Origin of the sequence: Phenylobacterium sp. (assembly GCF_020402505.1) — a bacterium.
Lineage (GTDB): Bacteria > Pseudomonadota > Alphaproteobacteria > Caulobacterales > Caulobacteraceae > Phenylobacterium.
The window spans coordinates 1-3818 of the sequence record NZ_JADBZL010000221.1; the positions used below are offsets into that span (position 1 = coordinate 1).

Genomic DNA, 3818 nt, shown 5'->3' on the forward strand with positions numbered 1-3818 from the left:
CCCATCTTCTCGATGAACCGACCGCCGCGCAGGAATCCCATCACCCCGCCGCCGCCCGCCTCGCGCACCAAGGGCTTCAACACGAACTTCGCCGGCTCGCCCGGGTAGAGGTCCGCCGGGGCGTCGATCTCCAGCTGCTCGAAGGCGGCGACGATGCGGTCGCGCAGGTCATCGAACCAGGCGCGGGCGCGAGTGTTGCGGGACTCAAGGACGACGGGATCAATCATGGCTGGGGTAATCTTGCGGGTGGAATGCGGGGAAGCGCCCGGTCTGACGAAGGGCCTCGGACAGGCCGATCGCCGCCGAGACGGTCAGGTTGAAGGAACGGCGGCCGCGGCTCAAGGGAATGATGACCCGGGCGTCGGCGGCGGCATGGACGAAGTCGGGAACCCCCGCGCTCTCGCGACCGAACAGGAGAACATCGTCCGGGGCGAAGGCGAAGTCGTGAAGGGGGCTCGCCCCGCGTGTGGTGAACAGGACGATCCGGCCGCGCGCTGCGGCGCGAAAGGCCGACCAGTCCGGATGCCGCACGACCTCCCCCGGATCGCCGTAATCCAGGGCCGCCCGACGGATCGCCTTGTCCGAAAGGGGGAAGCCGCAGGGCTCAATTACATGGACGGGCGTGTCGAGGCAGGCGCCGAGCCGGATCGCGGCGCCAAGGTTTTGCGGAATGTCCGGTTGAAAAAGAGCGAGCAGCATTCTAAGCGATCCAGCCACGGGCTACACGCGTCCTGCGACGAATCAGCGGTCGACCTCTCGCCCCCGAGGCGAACAGACGACCGGGCCGGTTCGCCGGGGGGCGACGTGTACAGTCCGGGGGACCCTTACCAGATGATCTGGCGGGGTCGAGGACGGACGGCGCCTTTCCGGCGCAGTCCCCAAGCGAAGGGTGGCTTCAAGGTGGCCGACAGCATGGCGGGCGCGAACCCCGAACATGGCGCGGGTGGGGACGACCCCAGCCGTCGCGACTTCATTCACATTGCCGCGGGCGCCGCAGCGGCGGGCGCTGCGGCGACCATCGCCTGGCCTTTGGTCGACCAGATGAACCCGGCTGGCGACACTTTGGCCCTGGCCTCGTTGGAGGTCGACCTGACTAAGGTCCAGCTGGGTCAATCGATATCGATCAAGTGGCGGGGCAAGCCTCTGTTTGTTCGCCACCGCACCGGCGCCGAGATCGCCGCGGCGATCAAGGATGACGCCGCCCCCATGCGGGATCCACAGACCGACGAGGCGCGCCACAAGAAAGGCAAGGCCGAGTGGCTGGTGGTGATCGGCACCTGCACCCATCTGGGCTGCGTCCCGACCTTCGGCGGCGGCGACTACGGCGGCTGGTTCTGCCCCTGTCACGGTTCGCACTACGACACCTCAGGCCGCATCCGGAAGGGCCCTGCGCCCAAGAACCTCGCGGTTCCGGATTACGCCTTTCTTTCCGACACCATGGTCAAGGTGGGCTGACCGACATGAGCGGACATTCGAACTATGTTCCCAAGACGGGCTTCGAGCGCTGGCTTGACGCCCGACTCCCGGTCGCCAGGCTGGCCTATGACAGCCTCATCGACTTCCCCACGCCGAAGAACCTGAACTACTGGTACACCTTCGGCGGAATCCTGGCCCTGTGCCTGGGCATCCAGCTGGTCACCGGGATCGTGCTGGCCATGCACTACGTGCCCCATGTGGACCACGCCTTCGCCTCCATCGAGCGCATCATGCGGGACGTGAACTATGGCTGGCTGATCCGATACATGCACTCCAACGGGGCCTCGATGTTCTTCATCGCGGTTTACGCCCACATGTTCCGCGGTCTGTACTACGGTTCCTACAAGGCGCCTCGGGAGCTGCTCTGGATCCTGGGCTGCGTGATCTATCTGCTCATGATGGCCACGGCCTTCATGGGCTACGTCCTTCCCTGGGGGCAGATGAGCTTCCACGGCGCGGTGGTGATCACCAACCTGTTCGGCGCCCTGCCGATCATCGGGGAGTCCATCACCACATGGCTGTGGGGCGGCTTCGCGGTCGACAATGCGACCCTGAATCGCTTCTTCTCACTGCACTACCTGATGCCCTTCATGATTGCAGGGGTCGTGATCCTGCACGTCTGGGCCCTGCATGTGACCGGCAACAACAATCCGACCGGCGTGCAGGTGCAGTCCAAGGCGGACACGGTCCCCTTCCACCCGTACTACACGGTGAAGGACGGCTTCGCGATTGCGGTGTTCATGCTCATGTTCGCCGCCTTCGTATTCTTTAATCCCAACGCCCTGGGCCACCCGGACAACTACATCCCCGCCAACCCACTGGTGACGCCGGCGCACATTGTGCCTGAGTGGTACTTCCTGCCCTTCTACGCCATCCTTCGGGCGGTCCCGGACAAGCTGATGGGCGTGCTCATGATGTTCGGCGCCATCGCGGTGCTGTTCATTCTGCCCTGGCTGGACACCTCTCGCGTCCGGTCCCTGCGCTATCGCCCGACCACCCGGATGTACTTCTTCATCTTCGTGGTCGCCTGCTTCGTGCTCGGCCTCTGCGGCGCCCGCCTGCCGGACGAAAAGGTGATCCCGGGTCTGACGACCTTCGTCCTGCTCGACGCCGACCTCAATTCGATGGTCTGGCTGTCCCGGTTCGCCACCGCTTACTACTTCGCCTATTTCCTGCTCGTCCTGCCGCTAATGGGGCTTTCCGAAACGCCACTTGAGCAGCCGGCCTCGATCAGCGAGCCGGTCCTTTCGCCTTCCGCTGTACTGCCCGCGGGCGCTGCAGCGTCGCCAGAGAAGAGGGGTTGAGCCTGATGCTTCGCAAAGGTCTCGCCGTTGCGGCGCTCGGCCTCGCCCTGATGGGCGGGCCGGCCTTGGCCGCCGGCTCCCAGAAAGAACTCCGCACCGTCGCCTGGAGCTTTAGCGGCCCCTTCGGCAAGTTCGATCGCGCCCAGCTCCAGAGGGGCTTCAAGGTCTATCGGGAGGTCTGCGCGGCCTGCCACTCGATGAACCTGATGTCGTTCCGGAACCTCGGCCAGAAGGGCGGGCCCTTCTACGATCCGAAGTACCCCAATCCGAACGACAACCCCTATGTGAAGACCATCGCCAGGGACTACGAGGTCTCGGACATCGATTCGGACACGGGGGATGTGATCAAGCGTCCGGCCACACCGGCGGACCGCTTCCCCAACCCCTATCCCAATGAAGCTGCGGCCCGGGCCGGCAACGGCGGCGCGCTGCCGCCAGACTTCTCCACCCTCTCCAAGGCGCGAAAGGGCGGACCGGATTACATCTACTCGCTGCTGTCGGGCTATGTAACTCCGCCTGCGGGCCTGGAGGTGTCGGCTGGGCAATACTACAATCCCTATATGGCGGGTGACGTGACCGCCTTCTGGAAGGGCCAGGGTCATGCGCCAAAGGGCGGCTTCATCGCCATGCCGCCCCAGTTGGCGCCCGACAAGGTCACCTTCGACGATGGAACCAAGTCCACCGTCGACCAACAGGCCAAGGATGTCGCCGCCTTCATGGCCTGGGTCTCGGAACCCAAGCTGGAGGAGCGTAAGGCCTTTGGCGTCGGCGCCATGATCTATCTGTTGATCCTGTCCGGCCTGCTCTACGTGAGCTACCGGCGCATCTGGCGTAACGTCGCGCACTAGGCCCGCGTTCCCAGCGGACATGGACAGGGCCGGTCGCCTCGGGGCGGCCGGCCCTTTCTCATTCAGGTCAGACGTTGAACCGGAAGTTCATGACGTCGCCGTCCCGGACGACGTACTCCTTGCCCTCGGAACGCAGGCGACCCGCTTCCCGGGCCCCAGCCTCGCCCCGGTACCTTACATAGTCGTCGAA

Annotated in this window: 5 protein-coding genes and 1 pseudogene; 3 read left to right on the forward strand and 3 right to left on the reverse strand. The window is 65.0% G+C overall.

The window, feature by feature from the left end; genetic code table 11:
- Positions 1-227: pseudogene (locus tag IM632_RS14260) on the reverse strand (coproporphyrinogen III oxidase); the annotation flags it as partial.
- Positions 220-699, reverse strand: a complete 480-nt coding sequence (locus IM632_RS14265; RefSeq protein ID WP_296483429.1) for a tRNA (cytidine(34)-2'-O)-methyltransferase — start codon at positions 697-699, stop codon at positions 220-222. The gene IM632_RS14265 and the pseudogene IM632_RS14260, both read right to left, overlap by 8 nt.
- A 201-nt stretch (positions 700-900) precedes the next feature.
- Between IM632_RS14265 and petA the strand changes: the two genes are divergently transcribed.
- Genes petA through IM632_RS14280 form a run of 3 tightly spaced genes read left to right on the forward strand, consistent with a single transcriptional unit; the run spans position 901 to position 3628 of the window.
- On the forward strand, positions 901-1455 hold the full coding sequence (gene petA / locus IM632_RS14270; protein ID WP_296498782.1) for a ubiquinol-cytochrome c reductase iron-sulfur subunit: 555 nt from the start codon (positions 901-903) through the stop codon (positions 1453-1455).
- Positions 1456-1460: 5 nt separating this feature from the next.
- Positions 1461-2780: a cytochrome b/b6 gene (locus IM632_RS14275; RefSeq protein WP_296552513.1), complete on the forward strand. Its 1320-nt coding sequence runs from the start codon at positions 1461-1463 to the stop codon at positions 2778-2780.
- A gap of 5 nt (positions 2781-2785) precedes the next feature.
- A complete protein-coding gene (locus IM632_RS14280; RefSeq protein ID WP_296483421.1) occupies positions 2786-3628 on the forward strand; it encodes a cytochrome c1 in 843 nt (280 codons plus the stop codon).
- A 67-nt stretch (positions 3629-3695) separates the two neighbouring features.
- On the opposite strand, the gene IM632_RS14285 is transcribed toward IM632_RS14280, so the two are convergent.
- Positions 3696-3818: DUF933 domain-containing protein (locus IM632_RS14285; RefSeq protein ID WP_296552514.1), on the reverse strand; the 123-nt coding region annotated here is incomplete at its 5' end.

Excerpts from the sequence above, each read along its gene's own strand:
- IM632_RS14275 (WP_296552513.1), top strand. The coding sequence starts at position 1,461 with ATGAGCGGACATTCGAACTATGTTCCCAAGACGGGCTTCGAGCGCTGG.
- IM632_RS14280 (WP_296483421.1), top strand. The coding sequence starts at position 2,786 with ATGCTTCGCAAAGGTCTCGCCGTTGCGGCGCTCGGCCTCGCCCTGATG.
- IM632_RS14265 (WP_296483429.1), bottom strand. The coding sequence starts at position 699 with ATGCTGCTCGCTCTTTTTCAACCGGACATTCCGCAAAACCTTGGCGCC.